At 36.6% G+C, this 18,694-nt stretch carries 17 protein-coding genes and 1 tRNA gene; 10 read left to right on the forward strand and 8 right to left on the reverse strand.

Going from position 1 to position 18,694, the window contains the following annotated elements:
• Positions 1-107: 107 nt before the first annotated feature.
• From ACFSTE_RS01955 to ACFSTE_RS01975, 5 genes are all read right to left on the reverse strand, one after another.
• Positions 108-181: transfer RNA gene (locus ACFSTE_RS01955), tRNA-Asp, on the reverse strand.
• 86 nt (positions 182-267) lie between these two features.
• Entirely contained in the window at positions 268-1,194 is a 927-nt protein-coding gene (locus tag ACFSTE_RS01960) for a DUF58 domain-containing protein (protein WP_378258206.1), read from the reverse strand.
• An 83-nt stretch (positions 1,195-1,277) separates the two neighbouring features.
• Positions 1,278-1,595, reverse strand: a complete 318-nt coding sequence (gene trxA / locus ACFSTE_RS01965) for a thioredoxin (protein WP_176027814.1) — start codon at positions 1,593-1,595, stop codon at positions 1,278-1,280.
• A gap of 531 nt (positions 1,596-2,126) precedes the next feature.
• Positions 2,127-6,512 carry a DNA polymerase III subunit alpha gene (gene dnaE, locus ACFSTE_RS01970; RefSeq protein ID WP_378258210.1) on the reverse strand — a complete coding sequence of 1,462 codons (4,386 nt, stop codon included), beginning with the start codon at positions 6,510-6,512 and terminating at the stop codon, positions 2,127-2,129.
• Between the two features lie 169 nt (positions 6,513-6,681).
• Positions 6,682-7,512, reverse strand: coding sequence for a DUF6252 family protein (locus ACFSTE_RS01975; RefSeq protein ID WP_378258212.1), 831 nt, complete (start codon positions 7,510-7,512; stop codon positions 6,682-6,684).
• 340 nt (positions 7,513-7,852) lie between these two features.
• Between ACFSTE_RS01975 and ACFSTE_RS01980 the strand changes: the two genes are divergently transcribed.
• Genes ACFSTE_RS01980 through ACFSTE_RS01990 form a run of 3 tightly spaced genes read left to right on the forward strand, consistent with a single transcriptional unit; the run spans position 7,853 to position 9,663 of the window.
• Complete coding sequence (locus tag ACFSTE_RS01980) at positions 7,853-8,383, forward strand: 30S ribosomal protein S16 (protein ID WP_176027811.1); 531 nt, start codon at positions 7,853-7,855, stop codon at positions 8,381-8,383.
• A 19-nt stretch (positions 8,384-8,402) separates the two neighbouring features.
• The gene (gene rimM, locus ACFSTE_RS01985; RefSeq protein WP_176027810.1) at positions 8,403-8,927 is read left to right on the forward strand and encodes a ribosome maturation factor RimM; all 525 of its coding nucleotides are present in this window, start codon (positions 8,403-8,405) and stop codon (positions 8,925-8,927) included.
• Between the two features lie 22 nt (positions 8,928-8,949).
• The gene (locus tag ACFSTE_RS01990; RefSeq protein ID WP_378258215.1) at positions 8,950-9,663 is read left to right on the forward strand and encodes a tRNA1(Val) (adenine(37)-N6)-methyltransferase; all 714 of its coding nucleotides are present in this window, start codon (positions 8,950-8,952) and stop codon (positions 9,661-9,663) included.
• 500 nt (positions 9,664-10,163) lie between these two features.
• On the opposite strand, the gene ACFSTE_RS01995 is transcribed toward ACFSTE_RS01990, so the two are convergent.
• Positions 10,164-10,463 carry a hypothetical protein gene (locus tag ACFSTE_RS01995; RefSeq protein WP_176027808.1) on the reverse strand — a complete coding sequence of 100 codons (300 nt, stop codon included), beginning with the start codon at positions 10,461-10,463 and terminating at the stop codon, positions 10,164-10,166.
• 362 nt (positions 10,464-10,825) lie between these two features.
• Between ACFSTE_RS01995 and ACFSTE_RS02000 the strand changes: the two genes are divergently transcribed.
• The 5 genes from ACFSTE_RS02000 to ACFSTE_RS02020 all read left to right on the forward strand — a co-directional run bounded on the left by ACFSTE_RS02000 (position 10,826) and on the right by ACFSTE_RS02020 (position 15,312).
• Positions 10,826-12,004 (forward strand): acyl-CoA dehydrogenase family protein, encoded by a 1,179-nt coding sequence (locus ACFSTE_RS02000; RefSeq protein ID WP_176027807.1) that lies wholly within the window; start codon positions 10,826-10,828, stop codon positions 12,002-12,004.
• Between the two features lie 11 nt (positions 12,005-12,015).
• Complete coding sequence (locus ACFSTE_RS02005) at positions 12,016-12,696, forward strand: glycerophosphodiester phosphodiesterase (protein WP_378258217.1); 681 nt, start codon at positions 12,016-12,018, stop codon at positions 12,694-12,696.
• Complete coding sequence (locus ACFSTE_RS02010; protein WP_378258219.1) at positions 12,693-13,904, forward strand: BaiN/RdsA family NAD(P)/FAD-dependent oxidoreductase; 1,212 nt, start codon at positions 12,693-12,695, stop codon at positions 13,902-13,904. The genes ACFSTE_RS02005 and ACFSTE_RS02010 overlap by 4 nt, the downstream gene beginning before the upstream one ends.
• A 5-nt stretch (positions 13,905-13,909) precedes the next feature.
• Positions 13,910-14,449 (forward strand): DUF1697 domain-containing protein, encoded by a 540-nt coding sequence (locus ACFSTE_RS02015; protein WP_378258221.1) that lies wholly within the window; start codon positions 13,910-13,912, stop codon positions 14,447-14,449.
• 74 nt (positions 14,450-14,523) lie between these two features.
• Positions 14,524-15,312 (forward strand): hypothetical protein, encoded by a 789-nt coding sequence (locus ACFSTE_RS02020; protein WP_176027803.1) that lies wholly within the window; start codon positions 14,524-14,526, stop codon positions 15,310-15,312.
• Positions 15,313-15,439: 127 nt separating this feature from the next.
• Here ACFSTE_RS02020 and ACFSTE_RS02025 read toward each other — a convergent pair whose 3' ends face one another.
• A complete protein-coding gene (locus tag ACFSTE_RS02025) occupies positions 15,440-16,003 on the reverse strand; it encodes a TetR/AcrR family transcriptional regulator (protein WP_176027802.1) in 564 nt (187 codons plus the stop codon).
• 37 nt (positions 16,004-16,040) lie between these two features.
• Positions 16,041-16,514 (reverse strand): TspO/MBR family protein, encoded by a 474-nt coding sequence (locus ACFSTE_RS02030; protein WP_176027801.1) that lies wholly within the window; start codon positions 16,512-16,514, stop codon positions 16,041-16,043.
• A gap of 102 nt (positions 16,515-16,616) precedes the next feature.
• Here ACFSTE_RS02030 and ACFSTE_RS02035 point away from each other — a divergent pair, with 102 nt between their 5' ends.
• Together ACFSTE_RS02035 and ACFSTE_RS02040 are read left to right on the forward strand one after the other, a co-directional pair.
• On the forward strand, positions 16,617-17,702 hold the full coding sequence (locus tag ACFSTE_RS02035; RefSeq protein ID WP_378258224.1) for a diphosphomevalonate/mevalonate 3,5-bisphosphate decarboxylase family protein: 1,086 nt from the start codon (positions 16,617-16,619) through the stop codon (positions 17,700-17,702).
• A gap of 48 nt (positions 17,703-17,750) precedes the next feature.
• The gene (locus ACFSTE_RS02040) at positions 17,751-18,686 is read left to right on the forward strand and encodes a mevalonate kinase family protein (protein ID WP_378258968.1); all 936 of its coding nucleotides are present in this window, start codon (positions 17,751-17,753) and stop codon (positions 18,684-18,686) included.
• Positions 18,687-18,694: the final 8 nt, after the last annotated feature.

The following is an 18,694-nucleotide window of genomic DNA, read 5'->3' on the forward strand; positions in this document are numbered from 1 at the left end:
CTTCTCATTGGTTTATTACTAAACCACCACGTTAAACGTGGACAACACAACATTTTTAATTGCGCAAAAAAAAGCTTCAAAAAATATTGAAGCTTTTTGCAATTTTGCGGTCTGGACGGGACTCGAACCCGCGACCCCCTGCGTGACAGGCAGGTATTCTAACCAACTGAACTACCAGACCAGTGCGTTATTGCGGTTGCAAATATACACCGCTTTTTCGTTTCCACAAATCTTTTTTGACTTTTTTTTAGACTTTTTTTTGAGGAGTTATACAAACTTTTGTCGTTCAATTAGATAGGTGGTTAGGATTTTGTCGAATTTTTTTGTGATATCAGCGGGGACATACTTTATTTTGTATTGAGTGCATTTCATTTTTAACTCATAGAAGTATGCCTGGACAGCTTTTTGGTAATTTTCTTTGATGTTATCAGCATATAAGTTGATGTATTCTCCTGTTTCTACATCTACAAATCGAGTAGGAGTATTGTCGAAATTAAACTGAATTTCTTTATCTCCGTCAAAAGTATGAAACAATATGACCTCATGTTTGTTGTGCTTAAGGTGTCGTAAGGCATCGAATAATTTTTCAGGTTTCGTATTAGCCTGAAGCATGTCAGTAAATAAGAAAATAAGGGAGCGTCTGTGGATTTTCTCTGCTATTTGGTGAAGATAGGTGTAAGTATCGGTGTTCTTAGGGGTGGAGCGAGTGACCATTTCACTTAGTTTGCTTAGTAGCATCTGATGGTGTCGCTCACTCCCTTTTTCCGGAGCATAATAATCGTATTGGTCACTGTATATGCTGAGTCCTATGGCATCTCGTTGTTTTTTTAGAATCTGCATCAAGCAAGCGCTTGCTAAGGCTGCAAAACTGCTTTTGTTGAGTGTGTCAATATGGTGCTCTTTTATTTTTGGGTAGTGCATGGAAGCTGAGTTATCTATGATAATATGGCATCGCAGATTGGTTTCTTCTTCATAGCGCTTAGTGTATAATTTATCGGTTTTAGCATATAATTTCCAATCGATATGTTTTGTGCTCTCTCCACTATTATAGATTTTGTGTTCTGCAAACTCAGCAGAAAATCCATGAAAAGGGCTTTTGTGCATTCCGGATATAAACCCTTCAACGACCTGCTTCGCTAATAATTCTAGGTTGATAAATCCAGAAGTTTTATTTGTTTCTTTTTGAAGATCCATATCGTATTTGATTATATGTGTAAAATAAAAAAGGTTTGATAATTCATCAAACCTTTTTTATAAATTTATATCGCTTATCAGTTTTATAAAAGCGAATCAATAGCGTCTGTATAAACATTCTTAGGAGAAACTCCTACTTGTCTACCTACTACTTCTCCGTTTTGAAAAACTAATACAGTAGGAATATTTCTTACACCATATTTAGCAGCAAATTCCTGATTAGCGTCAACATCAACTTTTCCTACAACCGCTTTTCCTTCATATTCTTCGCTTATTTGCTCAATGATAGGACCCACCATTCTACAAGGACCACACCATGCCGCCCAAAAATCTACTAGTACTGGTTTGTCGCTTTTTAATACCACTTCTTCAAAGGTAGTATCTGTTATTTCTAATGCCATAGTTTATCTTTTATTTAAGATTCATATTTTATTCACACAAAATTAGTCAATAATTTTGCCAAAGCTTACAAACAAAACATTTGTTTTGATTATAGAAGCATTGAGTTTTTCGATTTCAAATATACTATGAAAGTATTGAAAGTCAGAATATCGTTGTGAATTTTGTGCAAAAAACAGAGAGATTACCTTCAATTTTAAGGGAGATGCAGAAGGGAGCTAAGAAAGTGTATTGGATGACTTTTTTACTAATAGCTAGATGAATAAAGGGATGATGGGGAATCATGTTTGTAGAAAAAAGAAGCGAAGCATAGACAAGGAAAAAGAAAAGGTGCTGTGTAATAGGGGGATTGTAATTAACATTCAGAGATGTTTTTTTTGATGCAAAAACGATGTTGCAAGCGTCTTTTTAATGAAGAATGTGTTAAGTGCTATTAAGGAAAAGGGCTGCCAGAATGACAAAAGAAATCATGGAAGATGTCAGTATTTCAGGAGGCATCCCGATCCTGTTCGCGTATACAATATGTTGAATTTTTAATTCAATTTATAATAAATTGAATTTTCTTCTAAGATATTTAGTAGTTCAGGAGAGATGTTTACTTTTTGTCTTCTGCTAGGAAGATGAAGCTTTAATTTTTCCTGCATCTCATAAATAACAAAATTCAAGGTGTGATTTCCTGAATGAGCACTAAGAATTTCCTGAAGAACTTCAATGCTTTTTTCAGAGAGCATGTTGATATCTAGCTGGATAGTCAGTTTCCTTGAATACGTTTCTAATACATCGTGTAAGAGTTGGAAACTGTTGAACTGTATTCTGGGATCTCCTTTTTTTCCGGTGTCTTTATTCGTCCAACCTTCTTTGACATAGGCTTTGGCGTAGACAAAGGTGCTTTGTACCAGGAAAGGGCGGTGTTTTAGGTAATCCTCTCCAAATATCCTGAATTCATGAGCAGTATCATAATCTTCTATAACGAATGTGGCCCATCCTTTACCGTTTTTAGAGGTACGGTGTTCGACGGAGGTAATAACGCCACCAAAGGCGAGTTCTTTGTTTACATTTGCTTCCAGATCTGCAAAATGTAATAAAGAGGCATTACAAAAATATTTGATTTCATGTTTGAAATCGTCCAGAGGATGTCCGGACAGGTAGATACCTACCACTTCTTTTTCTTTGGCTAATTTTTCCATTGTTCCCCATTCTTCGCAGGGAGGAACGATAGGTTCTGGGATTTGAACATCGCTACTTTCTCCAAATAGACTTACCTGAGAAGAGTTTTCGCTTTCTTGCATCTTAGAGCCATACCGAATTGTTTTTTCTAAAAACATGGTTCCGTCGGCATCTTTATGAAAATATTGTCCCCTGTGGGTGTCTGTAAAAGAATCAAATCCGCCTGCTAATGCTAGACTCTCAAACGCTTTTTTATTGGCAGCTCTAAGGTCAATACGTTTGGCAAGGTCGAAGATAGATTTGTAGGGACCATCTTCTTTCCTGTTGTCTACAATTGTTGCAACAGCTCCGGTTCCTACTCCTTTAATTGCTCCCATTCCAAAGCGGATAGCACCTTCATTGTTTACGGAGAATTTTCTATAAGATTCATTAACATCCGGTCCCAGTACTTCTAGTTTCATGCGTTTGCATTCCTCCATAAAGAAAGATACTTGCTTGATGTCATTCATGTTGTTGGATAGTACAGCGGCCATATACTCTGCAGGATAATGAGCTTTTAAATAGGCTGTTTGATAGGCAATCCAGGCGTAACAGGTAGAATGCGATTTGTTAAAGGCGTAGGCGGCAAAAGCTTCCCAGTCTTTCCATATTTTTTCCAGTTTGTCTTCGGCATGCCCTTTGGCAGAGGCTTGTGAGATAAACTTGGGTTTCATTTTATCCAGTACTGCTTTTTGCTTTTTACCCATAGCTTTACGCAGTACATCGGCTTCACCTTTAGTGAAGTCTGCTAACTTTTGAGAAAGTAGCATCACCTGCTCCTGGTATACCGTAATCCCGTAGGTTTCTTGGAGATATTCTTCACAGGCTTCCAGGTCATATATAATTTCTTCAGTTCCGTGTTTTCTGTTGATAAAACTCGGAATATATTCCAGAGGTCCAGGACGGTACAAGGCATTCATGGCTATCAAATCTGCAAAAACAGTTGGTTTGAGTTCCTTCATGTATTTCTGCATTCCTGGAGATTCATACTGGAATACTCCTACGGTTTCTCCTCTTTGGAATAAAGCATAAGTTTCTTCATCTTCCAGAGAAAAATTCTCCGGATCCAGGGTAATTCCATGTTTGGCTTTGACAATTTTAACCGTGTCTTTGATCAGGGTTAATGTTTTGAGTCCCAGGAAATCCATTTTTAGTAGTCCGGCACTTTCCACAACCGAGTTATCGAATTGCGTGCAGTACATGTTGGAGTCTTTAGCTAGGGCTACAGGGACAAACTTTGTAATGTCATCAGGAGTAATAATTACTCCACAAGCGTGAATTCCGGTATTACGGACAGAACCTTCCAGGATTCGAGCCTGATTAAGGGTTTCTGCTTCCAGGTTATTCCCTTCTGCAATACCTAGAAGTTCGTTTATTTTTTCAAGCTCTTCAGATCTGAATTTCTGTTTTAAAGTAGCTTCGTCTACCCCAAATATTTTTCCTAATTTGGACATATTAGGAATAAGCTTGGCGATTCTATCAGCGTCACTAAGTGGGAGATCCAGTACCCTGGCAGTGTCTCTGATAGATGATTTGGCAGCCATGGTACCATAGGTGATGATCTGGGCTACCTGGTTAGCGCCGTATTTGTCGATTACATAATCCATTACCCGACCACGTCCTTCATCGTCAAAGTCGATATCAATATCGGGCATGCTGACACGATCAGGATTTAGGAAACGCTCAAAAAGAAGATCGTACTTTATCGGGTCGAGATTCGTAATCCATAAACAATAGGCAACAGCAGATCCTGCTGCTGACCCACGACCGGGACCAACGGAAACTCCCATCTCTCTAGCAGCTCGAATAAAATCTTCTACAATAAGAAAGTATCCGGGGTATCCTGTTTTTTCGATTACTTTGAGCTCAAAGTCTAATCGCTCATCAATTTTAGGAGTAATCTCCCCGTATCTTTTCTTTGCTCCTTCATAGGTAAGGTGTCTTAGGAATTTGTTTTCTCCACGTTTTCCTCCGTCAACCTTATCTTCTTCGAACTGGAATTCTTCAGGGATATCGAATGCAGGAAGTAATACATCTCTGGCAAGCTCGAAAGGCTCGATCTTTTCGACAATCTCTTGCGTGTTTATAATGGCTTCGGGAATATCTTTAAAGAGTTCCTTCATTTCTTTAGAAGATTTGAAGTAATACTCTTGATTAGGAAGACCATATCGGTATCCTCTACCTCTACCTATGGGAGTAGCTTGTTTTTCTCCATCTTTTACACATAAAAGGATATCGTGGGCATTGGCATCTTGTTGATCGCAATAATAGGTATTGTTGGTTGCGATTGTTTTTATTTGATGTTTTTTGGCAAAATCAATAAGGACCTGGTTAACCCTGTTTTCATCTTCCTGATTATGTCTAATAAGTTCTATGTATAAATCGTCTCCGAATTGCTCATGCCACCAAAGAAGAGCTTCTTCTGCCTGCTTTTCTCCGATATTCAAAACCTTACTGGGAACTTCTCCGTATAAATTCCCTGTTAGGACGATAATGTCTTCTTTGTATTGTTTTATAACCTCTTTGTCAATCCTGGGGATATAGTAAAATCCATCTACAAACCCAGTGGAAGACATTTTTGCCAGATTGTGATATCCGTTTTTGTTTTTGGCGAGCATAACGATTTGATAACCATTATCTTTTCTGGATTTGTCTTTGTGGTCTTCACAAACGAAAAATTCACATCCAATGATAGGGGTGATTGGGACCCCTTTGGGTTCTTCCCCATTGCTAATTGCCTCTTCATTAGCCGCCGTTACGCTTTTATTATGTTTGGAAACGGCACTTACAAAATGAAAAGCCCCCATCATATTAGCGTGATCAGTTATGGCAACGGCATTCATTTTATGAGCAACAGCTGCATTTACAAGATCAGGAATACTTGTGGTAGATTGAAGAATGGAGAACTGAGTATGATTGTGCAGGTGTGCAAAGTTAACAGCATCTAAGGCAGCAATATTTTTTTCTATCTCTTCCTGAGATAGGCTAGGTGCTGTTTGTTTGTTTAAAGCTTCACTAATTTTTTGTGAAGCTTTTTTTAGATTTATATGTTGTAAACCTATTAATTGAATAGGTTCAGGGTTCTTGGTTTTGAATTCCTCGAAATATCCGGGTTCAACATCCAGTTCTTCCAGTGTGAATACTTGTTTTCGGATAAGTTCCAGGAAACATCGGGTTGTTGCTTCTACATCGGCAGTTGCGTTATGTGCTTCTCCGAATTTTGTACCGAATAAATGTTCATGTAATTCGGTTAGGGTGGGGAGCTTGAATTTACCTCCTCGCCCTCCAGGGATTTGACATAATTGTGCAGTAGTTTCAGTACAGGTGTCTAACACGGGAAGCTCCTGGAGTTTGTTTGCTACATCTAACCTGAAAAATTCAGCACCCATAATATTGACGTCAAAGCCAACATTCTGTCCGACAATAAATTTTGTTTTAGACAGCGCGATATTGAATTTATCAAGTACTTCTCGTAATGAGATCCCATCTTGCTCAGCCAATTCTGTAGAAATCCCGTGAACCTTTTCAGCGTCATAAGGGATGTTGAAGCCTTCTGGTTTGACCAGATAATCCTGATGTTCAATACAGTTCCCTAAAGCATCATGTAATTGCCAGGCAATCTGGATACACCGTGGCCAGTTATCTGTGTCACTGATAGGTGCATCCCATCGTTTAGGTAATCCAGTGGTTTCAGTGTCAAAAATAAGATACATAAAAGGTCGAGTTTCCGAAGTTTTTCCGCTATACAAATGTAAAGGTCAAAAATAACTAAAATGTGAATATTGGAACTTGAAACTTATGGATAGTTATCAACCGATAAAATGGGAAAAGCGCATTTATAAAATTATAAATGCGCTTTCTACAGGTAAATATTTGGTTTGTTTAATATCCGAAATCGAATACGCCTTCTGTTATTTCTGTATCTCCTCCGGTACTGAAATAGAAAGTTCCGCTGATGCATCTTGTTTCTTGATCATGGGATATGATCGTTATCTCTCCGGAAACAGCAGATGCCTTATCTTTTTTATATTCATAAGTGGCACTGTAATCTCCAGAACCAGTAAGGCTGTAAGTTCCTGGAATTGCGTCAATAGGAAAAATAATAGTGATCTCTTCTTTAAAGTTTGCGGCTTTGATAAGAATAGACGAATTATCAGTTCCAAAGGATTCTGCGCTGTGTGTGTCTGTTTCAATTGGAGTTCCGTCTACATTAGCTGTTAAAGTTGCGTTTGTAAGGCATGGATTGGGAACTTCAGGTGTGTCTTCAGGGGTTTCATCTCCGATAGGAACTTTGTAAAACCATCCATTGCTAAAGCTTTTTGTGTTTCCTTCAGTGTCCTTTAAGTCTTTAAAATAGAAAGTACCAGTGATCTCATTGTTGGAGATTTCCGTAATGACAATTTCTCCTTCACTCTCTTCTGCCGTGGATAAAAATTTACTATCCATTGTTTCGAATGAGCTTTCTACATTGGATTGTCCTAATTTGTACTTTCCTTCCTTGGTAGTAGCTGTATAAAAACGAATGGTTTCCGTTCCTGAATGACCAATAATCATAAGGCGACCATCATCTTTAATTACTGCTTTTTTGAAATCAGTTCTGAAAAGCTCTCCTTCTACGGATGCTTGTAATGCAGGAGTGTTAATCTCAATATCTGTACTACAGGAGGTTATGATGAAAAAAGAAAGTAAGATAAGTGTAGTTGTTTTTTTCATATTTACTAGGGGCTTTGTTGTAACTTAATTACGGTTTTAAAGTAATTGCTATTAAACGAAAACAAAAGTAGGGTTAAAATATTGATTTACCAATATTTAAGAGAATAAAATGAAATAAAATAACGATTAAGTGCTGTTTTTAACGGTTAAATACCTGTTTTTGTAAGATTTTTTAATTTTTGTAGGTTTTTTTGCTGTACGGATAAACTTGTTGGTTTGAGAAAAATTATTAGGTTAGTTGCAAAGTTGTAAGTTCTTTTGTGTCAGGGTTTATAAAAAAACAGTATCTTTGCAGACTTTTAAATTATAAATAGGGTCGTGTACCCAAAAATTAATTCGTATGCCTGTTAAAATCAGATTACAGAGACATGGTAAAAAAGGGAAGCCTTTTTACTGGGTTGTAGCAGCAGATGCTAGAGCAAAAAGAGATGGTAAATTCTTAGAGAAAATAGGAATTTATAATCCAAATACTAACCCTGCAACAATCGACTTAGATGTTGATAGTGCTGTAAAGTGGTTACAAAATGGAGCTCAGCCTACTGATACAGCTAGAGCACTTTTATCTTATAAAGGAGCCTTATTGAAAAATCACCTAGCTGGTGGTGTGAAAAAAGGAGCTTTGACCGAGGAACAAGCGGAAGAGAAATTCCAGGCTTGGTTAGCAGAAAAAGAAGGAAGTGTTACTGCTAAGAAAGAAAGTTTAGCAAAAGAAGAAGCTGATGCAAAAGAAAAAGCATTAGCTGCAGAAAAAGAAGTGAATGCTAAGCGTGAGGCTGCTGCTGCAGAAGCAGAGGCGGCTGCACAAGCAGAAGCTGCTGAGGCTGCAAAAGCTGAAGAAGAAACACCAGAAGCTAGTAACGAAGAAGAGTAGTTATATTTAGTCACGAACTATGAAGAAAGAAGAATGCTTCTATCTGGGTAGAATCGTAAGTAAATTTAGTTTCAAAGGGGAGGTGCTAGTAAAATTAGATACTGATGATCCTGAAAGTTATGTAGGAATGGAATCGGTTTTTGTTGAATATAACAAAAACCTGATTCCATTTTTTTTGGAACGATGTGTTTTACATAAAAGCGATCTATTGCGGATAAAATTTGAAGATGTAGACTCAGAAGAGGATGCGGATAGCCTGATGAAAGCAGGATTGTATTTGCCGTTATCTCTATTGCCTCCACTGGAAGGGAATAAATTTTACTTTCATGAAGTAATTGGATTTACTATAGTGGATACTTCTTTTGGTGAAGTAGGAGTTGTAAAAGGAATAAATGATTCGACGGCTCAGTCTTTGTTCGAAGTGGATAGGGATGGAGTAGAAATTTTTATTCCTATGAATGATGAATTTATTGTAAAAGTAGATAGAAATAAAAAACAAATTTTGGTTCAGGTGCCGGATGGATTAATTGATTTGTATCTGTAACTGTTTTGGAAATGTTTAGTGTATGAGTAAACCTTTTGTGTTTAAAAGATTTGAAGTGCATCAAGAGCGATGTGCTATGAAGATAGGGACAGATGGGGTGCTCTTAGGGGCTTGGGCTTCTGTATCTGATACTGTACATTCTATATTGGATGTGGGAACCGGAACAGGGGTTATTGCTCTGATGATGGCGCAGCGATCTCCGGCAGAAATTGTCGATGCGTTAGAAATTGATTCTGATGCATATGAGCAAGCAGTTGATAATTTTGAGGGGTCTCCTTGGGGGGATAGACTTTTTTGTTATCATGCCTCTTTTCAGGAATTTGTGACTGAAATAGAGGATTCTTACGACCTGATTATTAGTAATCCTCCATTTTTTGCAGAGGATTATAAAACAACAGATGTCAAAAGAGATTTGGCAAGGTTTGAAGAAGCCCTTCCGTTTGAACATCTTATTCACGGGGCTGTTCGTCTATTGAATGAGCAAGGTAAACTAGCATTGATAGTTCCTTTTAAAGAAGAGAAGCGAATTATAGAGTTGGCAGCACAGGTTTCCTTGTTTCCGCAACGAATTACCAGAGTTAGAGGGACTCCAGATACAGTTTTGAAAAGAAGCCTTTTGGAACTAGGTTTTTTGAATAAAATGTGTGAAGAAGAAGAGCTGGTGATAGAGTCTTCCAGACACCAATATACAGAAGCTTATATGAAGCTGACAAAAGACTTTTATTTAAAAATGTAATACAAAAAGTGAAAAAGCAAGAATTCAAAAAGAATCCTCACTTTTTCTAAATATAACCATCTCGGGTGGTTTTGTAGTATGTTCTTAATTTTTGACCTTAAGGGGATTTGTGCTTAAAAACCAAAGCATGGGTAGGTTAGGATTGGTGGTTTTTAAATGTTTAGAGGGAGTTAAAAGCCCGAAATTATACAACAGATTTTCGACCTGGGCATGAGATGGCTAAATATTGTATAGCGTTTAGTGTATTCTGATATTTTAGTAGTTGAGTTTGTGTTATCAAAATAGACCGGGTAGTTACTCCTTTGTCACTATTTTAGCTTTTGCTGTGAAAACCTATTGCATAATTCGGGTACTTTCTATTTCATAATTTTATTTTTTTAATATTTTCATTTTTAATAGAGAAATGAATCTGTAGTATTAAGAGATTCATTTCTCTTGGGGGCAATGCAATTGTGATTACATCTTTTAGTTGATTTGGCTATGAAAATAATGTTAGTTAGTTACTTTTTTATGAGATTGCCTTTTGGGTCATAGTTGATGACTAAAGTTTCTCCATTTTTATATGCTAATTTTAATTCGTAAAAAGACGTTTTGTCAGAGCGTGTACTTTTATTAATAACCGCCCCTTTATAATCCCTTTCAACAGCTTTTGTGATGGTTTCTGGTAATTCTTTAACCGGAATAGAAGCGATTTCTTTTTCAGTAGAAATTCCTTCCTGAGGCGCATTCTGTGCAGAAACATTTTCTAAGCCTATTAATATACCTATTATAAGAATAGGAGTTAAAAATAGATTTTTCATTGTTGCAGGGGTTTGTATTTTACATGTATTCTTTTGTTAAAATTGTGCCATTGTTTGGAAGGTACTTGTAATTTGTTGGTAATCCCTTGTTTTGTAAGTGGTTGAAGATTGAGATGGGGATGATCGTAGATGTGTGGAAATTGTATAAAAAGTGTAGAATGCACGTTAATACTGTAGAAAATATACACACTTTTAGAAAAAAACAAATGAGAAACAGTAAGAAACATCTGTATGTAGTTTGAATTTGTTGATTTTTTTAACGAATTAAAAAAATTGTTTTCTCTGGTAGCATTAAGTACATTTGTTAGAATTCTTATCTCAGAAACTTTCATGTATTCTTTAATTATAAAACAACAAGCAGTATGAAGCCAGACTTATTTCAAGCACCTGATTATTATGAGTTAGATGAACTATTGACAGCAGAACAGAAAATGGTGAGGGAAGCTTCTAGGGAGTGGGTAAAACGAGAAGTTTCTCCTATAATAGAAGAATATGCACAACGAGCAGCATTTCCAAAACAGTTGATAAAAGGATTGGCAGATATCGGAGCTTTTGGTCCTTATATCCCTGCAGAATATGGAGGGGCTGGTTTGGATCAGATTAGCTATGGGCTGATTATGCAAGAAATAGAAAGGGGAGATTCAGGGATTCGATCTACTGCCTCAGTACAATCCTCTTTAGTGATGTATCCGATCTGGAAATATGGAACTGAAGAGCAGCGAAAAAGATTTTTGCCCAAGCTGGCTTCCGGGGAGTTTGTAGGTTGTTTCGGGTTAACAGAACCGGATTATGGTTCAAATCCAGGAGGAATGATTACAAACTTTAAAGATAAAGGAGATCATTACTTACTAAATGGGGCAAAAATGTGGATTTCCAATGCTCCGTTTGCTGATGTAGCAGTGGTTTGGGCAAAGAATGAAGAAGGAAGAATCTATGGGTTACTTGTAGAAAGAGGTATGGAGGGGTTTTCGACCCCGGAAACACATAATAAATGGTCGTTGCGAGCTTCAGCCACAGGAGAGCTTATTTTTGATAATGTGAAAGTGCCTAAGGAGAATCTCCTGCCAGAAAAAAGTGGATTAGGGGCCCCATTGGGGTGTTTGGATTCTGCACGATTTGGAATAGCATGGGGAGCTATTGGTGCAGCAATGGATTGCTATGATACCGCCCTGCGATATGCGAAAGAGAGAATCCAGTTTGATAAACCAATTGCAGGAACACAGTTGCAGCAAAAGAAATTATCAGAGATGATTACGGAAATAACCAAAGCACAATTGCTAACCTGGAGATTAGGAGTATTGAGAAATGAAGGAAGAGCAACCTCTGCTCAGATCTCTATGGCAAAAAGAAATAATGTGGATATGGCACTTACTATTGCTAGAGAAGCTAGGCAGATATTAGGAGGAATGGGAATTACAGGAGAATATAGTATCATGAGACACATGATGAATTTAGAAAGTGTAATTACTTATGAAGGGACTCATGATATTCATTTGTTAATTACCGGAATGGATATTACAGGGATACCGGCATTTAAATAATAGTAGTTCTTGTGAAAATATTTGGACATCGCGGAGCGGCGGGATTGGCAGAAGAAAACACATTGATATCTGTAGAAGAAGCACTTCGGTATTCGGTTGATGGAGTGGAAATAGATGTGCATCGTTGTCGTTCGGGAGAGTTGATCGTGATGCATGATGAAACAATAGATCGAACAACCCGGGGAGAAGGTCGGGTATCTGAATTATCATTTCAGGAATTGAAGAATGTTGTGACAAATAAAGGTGCTACTATTCCTGCGTTATCAGAAATAGTGGCACTTGTTGATAAACGCTGTACTATTAATATTGAACTAAAAGGGAAAGACACAGCTTTGTCGGTTGTGTCGTATCTAAAAATACTTGTTCAAGAGACCTTTTGGGATTTTTCAGACTTTATAGTATCTAGTTTTGATAAAGAGTTATTGACACAAGTTAGGCGTGCGAGTGATGAGATTAAAGTAGGTGTACTGGAGGAAGAAAAACCAGAAAGAGCTATTGAGATCGCTATAAAACTACAAGCGTATTCAGTGCATCTTCCTATTTCTTGTATAAAAGAAGAACATGTTTTGTCAGCTCATAATAATGGGTTGCAGGTATATGTGTGGACTGTCAATAAAAAGCCGTTGTTCGAGAAAATGAAAAGCTGGAATGTAGATGGGATCATTACGGATTTTCCTAATTTTGCTACATGATATATGATCTTATTATTGCCGGAGGAGGAGCTGCCGGTTTTTTTACAGCTATTAATGTAGCAACACAAAATCCGGAGCTTACTATTCTGATAATAGAAAAAGGAAAAGAAGTTTTGACGAAGGTTAAAGTTTCAGGAGGAGGACGTTGTAATGTTACACATGGAGAGTTTATCCCAAAAGAATTGAGTAAGAACTATCCGAGAGGAGAGAAAGAGTTGATAGGTCCTTTTCATACTTTTATGACAGGAGATACGATGGAGTGGTTCGAAAATAAAGGAGTAGCATTGAAAATAGAAGAAGATGGTCGTGTGTTTCCGGTGTCTGACTCTTCACAGACGATTATCGATTGTTTTATAAAGGAGGCTAAAGAAAGAAAAGTAACAGTTGTAAAAGGGCAGCTTATTAAAGACTTTGGTCAGGAAGAAACATTGTGGAAAGTCGTGACGAATAAAGAGGTGTTTTTTTCAAAAAAAATGATGGTTGCTACAGGAAGTAACCAAAAGATATGGGAGATATTGAAAAAGCTGAATCACACCATTGTTCCGTCTGTTCATTCTTTATTTACATTTAATATAGCAGATAAAAGGATAAAAGAACTGCCTGGAGTAGTTGCTAATGCGGAGGTAAAAATACAAGGACAGAAACTGACTAGCGAAGGACCATTACTGATTACACATTGGGGGATGAGTGGTCCTGCAATACTGAAGTTGTCTTCCTGGGGGGCGTTAGTGTTACATGATCTCGGATATTCATTTACGATAGAAGTAAACTGGCTGCCAGGGTATACCCGGAAAGATGTAATAGAGGAACTAAAAGGGTTTAAAGAAGAGTGTGCTAAGCAACTGGTGTATAAGTATGCGAGATTTGAGCTGCCAAAACGCTTATGGAGGAGCTTTGTGAATGCAGCTGGGATTGTAGATACTATGCGGTGGGCAGATGTCAACAAAAGTCAATTGTCGCAACTGGCATCAGAAGTAGTAGAAAGCGTGTATTCTGTAGACGGAAAAAGTACCTTCAAGGAAGAGTTTGTTACTGCCGGAGGAGTCGATTTGAAAGAGGTTAGTTTTAAAACGTATGAGAGTAAAAAAAATAAAAATTTGTATTTTGCCGGTGAAGTTTTGAACATTGATGCTATTACCGGAGGGTTTAACTTTCAGAATGCCTGGACGGGAGCTTATATCGCTGCTCAGGCTATTGCAAAACAGTAAAAAATATGTATGTTGCTTTACTTAGAGGAATTAATGTAAGTGGTCAAAAAAAAATAAAAATGATTGACTTGACTTCTCTTTTGGAAGAAATAGGATTGTCAGAAATTCAAACCTATATCCAGAGTGGTAATGTGATATTCGAAACAAATAGATATAAAAAAGAAGAAATAAGTACTGTAATCAGTCATGAAATAAAAAAAAGGTACGGATTTGATGTTCCTGTCTTGGTGCTAGATATAGAAGAGTTAAAAAGAATCCGTAATGCAAATCCGTTTCAGTACGAGGAAGAAGATCTGGGAAAGAAGGTGTATGTTACCTTTTTGGAAAAAAAAGTAGCTGCAGCCGAAGAGACAGTACTGAGATCAGTAGCCAGAGAAGAGGAGAAGATAGTGGCAGGAGAAAGAGTGGTGTATCTGTATATCCCTAACGGATATGGAAAAACAAAATTAAATAATGCATTTTTTGAAAAAAAGCTAATGTGTAATGCGACAACGAGAAACCTGAGAACAGTAGAGAAATTGATAGCATTAGGTAATAATGTGTAGGTAGTATCGTTTGATAATGCATAAAATTGTTAAAAGTTTAGTATCTTTAAATTAAATATTTATCCCAAATTATTATGAAAAAAATTACAATTATTATTGTGGCTTTGCTAACCTCGTTTAGTGTACAGAATATCAAAGCAGCGGACTATGACGAGCCGGTAAGAAAGCTTCTTTCTGATTATGTGAATATGGTCAATGGCCTGAATCAGGGAGTGGATAAAGAAACGGTATTGGAATTGTTTAGTGAATCTTATGTGGGGAATACGGCCTATGTAAGATTATCAGGTACTGTGGTGAGAAAACGGTATAAAAAAGAAGACCTGGCACGACAAATAGATGATATTGTAGGGGTGAATAAATACAAGTTTAGACTTAGCCTGGATAAAGTATTGTATGTAAGTCAAAAAGAACGTGCAGGAACAATTTCTGCATTGGTAACTTTTGAATCTTTAGTAGATGGGAAATTAGCGGAAAAAGGAACCATGTTGATGAACTTGGTAGGGACTTATCAGAGTGAAGGATGGAAAATTGTGCAAAATAATATTGTCCGAGTGTCTGAAACAAAAGATGTTGGAGATTGTGTGTGCTATGTCTATGCAAAAGGATCTACTAAATTTGTGACAGAGATCTATTTCCCTGCAGGAGTAGAGTATGGACAAGACTTCGTTACATTTAGAGTGACAACGAAAGATGAAGATAGAATTATCAAATCCGGAAATAAAGACTTTGTGTGGAGTAAAGAAACCGGAGAATTGACATATAAAGGAGCTTCCATAGGAACTGCGGAAGATTCTAAAAAAGCAATTGAAGCAGCGCTGAAAGATATGTACAAAGAATCTTGTCTGAAGATTCTGTTTAACTAGTACAACAAAAAAATAATACAAACAAAAAAGTACCGGATTAAACTATAATACCGGTGCTTTTTTGTTTCAGGTATAAATTACAGTAAAAAAATGCTGTAGTTTTATAATGTAGGGGGTGATTGTTGTATTATTCAGCTTTTTTTAGAAATCCTTTCCATGAAATTTCTATAGCCTGATTGATGCAACGTTCTTTTAGATTTCCGCCTTTATTTTCATATAGTTTTACCAGCGAAACCACATTTCCAAAAAACAATTCTTCCATGACTAGTATGTCATATGCTTTAAACTCTTTTTTTCGGATAGTTTCTCTAAAAAAAGCTTCGATGTCTTTGTAGTATTGCCTGGCTTGATTTTTTAAACTTGTTGGGATCTCAGGAGATCGTGCAATTTGTTCTGAAAATATAAATGCCAAAGGATTGTTTACAAAATAATAAAAAAGGTTTTGCCACATAATAGCAAATTGTTTCTTGGTGTCTTCTTCTGGTAGGTTTCTCATAACGACCGTACCAAAGTCTTGTGAAAGCATCAAGTATAATTCGGATATGATTTCTTCTTTATTTTTGAAATGATGATACAGGGTGCCATTGGCAACACCCGATGTTTTAATAATTTGCGACAGAGAAGTTGCTCGGATACCTTGTTTTGTAATTAACTCAAGAGTTGTTTGTAAAACAATTGCTTTTTTACTCATAAATTTTTCTAATTCCTTATTCTTTCTACGTTCTTCATTAATTGAGTTGCCAAATGCAAAAATTCAATGCGGTCGCAAAAGCAACCCATAGAATATAGGGTACAAGTAGGTAAGCAGCTGTAGCGTTTACAAATTTAAACCATTTAATTGTAAATAATAGCAAGATAAACAGGGTAGTTATATCTAATAACGCTATAAATGAATTTTGTAGTCCAAAGAAAAAAATGAACCATGAAACATTCAGCAACAGTTGAAACCCAAAATGATATAACGCAGTTTTTACCAATTTATGATAGAACCCTTTGTTCCAAATAATTCCTAAAGAAATACCCATCATAAAATAGAGAAGATTCCAAACGGCAAAAAAGACCCAATAAGGAGGGGTGAAAGAAGGTTTGTTGAGCGTAGTGTACCAAGGATGAAGGGATTTCTGAGAAGTAATAGTGACCAGAAAACCAATAAATAAACAAAACAAAACAGACAAGGTAGTACGAAGTAGTCTCTTTTTCATCCGATGATATAGTGAGCTACTAAAATAACAATTTATTTTTACTAGTTGGGCGTCCTATAAATGTTGATAAGAACTTATATTTGCCAAAAAATAGAAGTAAAGATGAATGATTACCCTCAATTTATTTTAAAACCAACTGAAGATATTCCGAATGAAGGAAAAATTTCTTGTAGTGCACCAAGTAATATTGCTTTAGTAAAGTATTGGGGGAAAAGACCTGTTCAATTACCAGAGAATGCTTCTATAAGTTTTACCCTAGATCATTGCAAGACAGAAACTACTGTCTGGTATGCTAAAAAAGAAGAGGCAGGCAATACCTTTGATTTTGAATTATTTTTTGAAGGCGCTTTAAAACCATCATTTCGTCCGAAAATCCAAAAGTTTTTTGAACGAGTATATCCATACCTTCCTTTTTTGAAGCAGTATACTTTCAGGATAGAGACCTCCAATACTTTTCCTCATAGTAGTGGAATTGCTTCTTCAGCCAGTGGTATGAGTGCACTTTCGTACTGTCTGATGGGATTGGAAAAAAAGATGCATCCAGAAATGACAGAGGAAGCTTTTCTGAAAAAAGCATCATTCTTAGCTAGACTGGGGTCAGGAAGTGCTTGCCGTAGTATAGAAGGACCTGTAGAAGTTTGGGGTGCACATGCAGATATTACAGGAAGTGATGATGCGTATGCAGTGAAATTTCCGTATGAAATTCATGATCATTTCAGTGGATATCGAGATCTGATATTATTAGTGGATAAAGGAGAGAAACAAGTGAGTAGTACAGTAGGTCATGATTTAATGCACGGTCACCCCTTTGCTAAACAAAGATTTGAACAAGCAAAAGAGAATATATCAAAGATAAAAGAGGTTTTGATTAATGGAGATCAGGATGCATTTATAAAAATAGTAGAAAGTGAGGCATTGAGTCTGCATGCGATGATGATGACTTCTATGCCGTATTTTATTCTGATGAAACCAAATACATTATCAATTATTAATAAGATTTGGGATTATAGAAAAGCTACAGGTTCCAAAGTGTGTTTTACCTTGGATGCAGGAGCAAATGTACATGTATTATATCCTGAAAAAGAAAAAGAAACCGTATTGGAATTTGTTAAAAAAGAGCTGGTTGGTTATTGTCAGAAAGGACAGTATATTTGTGACAAAATAGGAACAGGAGCTAAATTTTTGTAACTTTATAAAAATATGGATACTAATCCGGAAAAGGTAGGAGAAAACAACATGAAAAGCCCATTATTTTATTCTAAGATTCTTTTGTTTGGTGAATATGGAATTATAAAAGATTCCAAAGGACTTTCTATTCCTTATAATTTTTATAAAGGAGCATTAAAAGTTTCTGAAAACCCCGATGAAGAAGCAAAAAACTCTAATGAAAGTCTAAGAAAGTTTGCCAGCTATCTGGAAGAGATTAATGATGAGCGAATTGTTACGTTTGATTTGGAGCGATTAACGGCTGATGTAGAAAATGGAATGTATTTCGATAGTAGCATTCCTCAGGGATATGGAGTAGGAAGTAGTGGGGCGCTTGTGGCTGCTATATATGATAAATATGCAGATAATAAGATTACAGTATTAGAAAACCTGACCAGAGAAAAACTGCTGACTCTAAAGAAAATTTTTGGAGCGATGGAATCTTTCTTTCATGGAAACAGTTCTGGTCTCGATCCTTTAAATAGCTATCTCAGTCTACCAATATTGATCCACTCCAAAGATAATATTGAACCCGCAGGAATTCCTTCTCAAAGTGTAGATCATAAAAAAGGTGCTGTCTTCCTTTTAGACAGTGGAATTGTAGGAGAAACAGCTCCTATGGTGAATATTTTTATGGAGAAAATGAGACAAGAAGGATTTCGCAATATGTTGAAAAACCAATTTGTAAAATATACCGATGCCTGTGTGGAAGATTTCCTGGGAGGAGATATCAGGTCGTTGTTCTCTAACATAAAAAAATTATCTAATGTTGTTTTGGATAATTTTAAGCCGATGATCCCAAAGGAATTTCAAACCTTGTGGAGAAATGGTATTGAGACGAACGATTACTACTTAAAGCTCTGTGGCTCTGGTGGAGGAGGGTACATTTTAGGATTTACACAAGATCTTGAAAAAGCCAGAAAAGCGCTTAAGGGGCATAAACTGGAAGTAGTGTATAATTTTTAAAAAAATAA

Source organism: Aquimarina hainanensis, from assembly GCF_042684685.1.
In the GTDB taxonomy this organism is placed as follows: Bacteria; Bacteroidota; Bacteroidia; order Flavobacteriales; family Flavobacteriaceae; genus Aquimarina; species Aquimarina hainanensis.